Raw genomic sequence first — 1,918 nt, forward strand, 5'->3', positions numbered from 1 at the left:
GGCCCCCGCGCGCCGACACCGCCGCCGGTCGTTGGCGGTGCGCCGTGCGGCGATCTATCTTCGACGTGTCTCGAAAAGTGGACGCCCGCGCAGTCCCCGCTGGAGGGAGCACCATGTCCGACCTGCCGATCGGCTACTGGCTCAAGCACCTGGACCGGCTCATCGAGAACGACCTGGACCGGACCCTGGCCGCGGAGTCGCTGGGGCGCCGCCACTGGCAGGTGCTCCACTCCCTGCACACCGACCCCGGCACGATCGCCGACCTGGACCGCAGGCTCGCCGCGTTCCTGGACGAGGACGAGTACAGCGTCACCCCGGTGGTGGAGGAGCTGCGTCGGCGCGGTTGGGTGGAGGGCCTGGTCTCCCTGAACCTCAGCACGGCGGGAGAGGCCGCGCACGAGACCCTCTTCGCCAGGGTCGACGAGGCCCGCCGCCGTATCTCGCGGGGGATCAGCGACGAGGAGTACCGGACCGCGGTCGACGTGCTGGAGCGGATGTCGGCCAACCTCGAACAGGGTTGACGCGGCCGGACCCCGCCCGGCCGCGTCCCGGTCAGGGGGCGGGCAGTTCCCGGGTGAGCTCGACGAAGGCCAGATCCGCGCGCTTGGGCAGACCGAAAGTCGCGTCACCGTAGGGGAAGGGTTCGGTCTTGCCGGTGTTGGTGTAGCCGCGGCGCTCGTACCAGGCGATCAGCTCCGGGCGCTGCTTGAGCACCTTCATCCGCATCAGGCGGCAGCCCCACTCGCGCACCGCCGTGTCCTCGGCCTCGGCCAGGACCCGCTTGCCCAGGCCCCCGCCCTGGATGCCGGGCCGCACCGAGAACATACCGAAGTAGGCGCCGTTGACGCCGCGCTGGAGCTCGCAGCAGGCCACGATCCGACCCTCGGCCTCGGCGACCAGCACGATCGTGTTGGTGCGCGCCAGCAGCTCGGCCATGCCCCCGGCGTCCACGCGCTGGCCGTCGAGCAGGTCGGCCTCGGTGGTCCAGCCCTGCTTGGATGAGTCGCCGCGGTAGCAGGAGTTGACCAGCTCGACGAGCTCGGGGACGTCATCGGTGACGGCGGTCCTGTAGACCAGGTCGGTCCAGGGCCCCGAAGCCGTCTCACTGCTGGTGGTCACACGCATCTCCCCTGTTGGTTCCGGCCGCTGGCACCCCCAGTATCGGCCACCGGACATAGCGAAGAACACAGACCCCTGGGGCAAGAGGGGCGCAAGGGGCATCCGGATCACGGCGGCGGAGGAACACCGTGCAAGGGGATCCCGGCGCCGTGTGAGCGCGGGGCCGCCACCGACCCCGTGGTCCGTGGTGGTTTCCGTGGTCAGCACGGAGGCGCCGCGCACCCCCGCCGGGAGAGGCTGTGGACACGGAGGCCGGCACGGCCGCACACACCGGGCCGACCGCGGCCCGCAACCGAGGGAGTGACCATGACCAGCACCGCCAACGGCACGTACGAGGGGTTCTCGGCCGAGGAACGGGCCGCGATGAAGGACCACGCCCGGGAGCAGAAGAAGGCGGCGCGCCGCGCCTCGCGCGCGGAGAAGGCGGCGGAGGCGGAGCGCGACGTGCTCGCCAAGATCGCCGGGATGCGGGACTCGGACCGGGTCATGGCCGAGCGCGTCCACGCCGTCGTCACGGCCAACGCCCCGGCCCTCGCGCCGAAGCTCTGGTACGGGATGCCCGCCTACGCGCTGGACGGCAAGGTCGTCTGCCACTTCCAGGGCGCGGCCAAGTTCGGGACGCGCTACGCGACGCTCGGGTTCAGCGACCTGGCCCAGCTGGACGAGGGCACGATGTGGGCGACCGGTTTCGCCCTGACCGAGGTGACGGACGAGACGGAGGCGCGCATCGCCGAACTGGTGAGGCGTGCGGTGAGCTGAGGCGCGGTCACCGGGTTCACGCGGTCACCGGCCCCGGCCC

The 1,918-nt window shown here is 71.8% G+C and carries 3 protein-coding genes; 2 read left to right on the forward strand and 1 reads right to left on the reverse strand.

All coding sequences use genetic code 11. The features are described from left to right. Nucleotides 1-113 precede the first annotated feature (113 nt). Nucleotides 114-521, forward strand: coding sequence for a MarR family winged helix-turn-helix transcriptional regulator (locus DQW06_RS24650; protein WP_013153114.1), 408 nt, complete (start codon nucleotides 114-116; stop codon nucleotides 519-521). 31 nt (nucleotides 522-552) lie between these two features. Here DQW06_RS24650 and DQW06_RS24655 read toward each other — a convergent pair whose 3' ends face one another. Further along, entirely contained in the window at nucleotides 553-1,125 is a 573-nt protein-coding gene (locus tag DQW06_RS24655; RefSeq protein ID WP_041552659.1) for a GNAT family N-acetyltransferase, read from the reverse strand. Between the two features lie 300 nt (nucleotides 1,126-1,425). Between DQW06_RS24655 and DQW06_RS24660 the strand changes: the two genes are divergently transcribed. Next, nucleotides 1,426-1,878, forward strand: a complete 453-nt coding sequence (locus DQW06_RS24660) for an iron chaperone (protein ID WP_071622091.1) — start codon at nucleotides 1,426-1,428, stop codon at nucleotides 1,876-1,878. The last annotated feature ends 40 nt before the right edge of the window (nucleotides 1,879-1,918 follow it).

The organism is Nocardiopsis sp. TNDT3 (genome assembly GCF_003427465.1).
Taxonomy (GTDB): domain Bacteria; phylum Actinomycetota; class Actinomycetes; order Streptosporangiales; family Streptosporangiaceae; genus Nocardiopsis; species Nocardiopsis dassonvillei.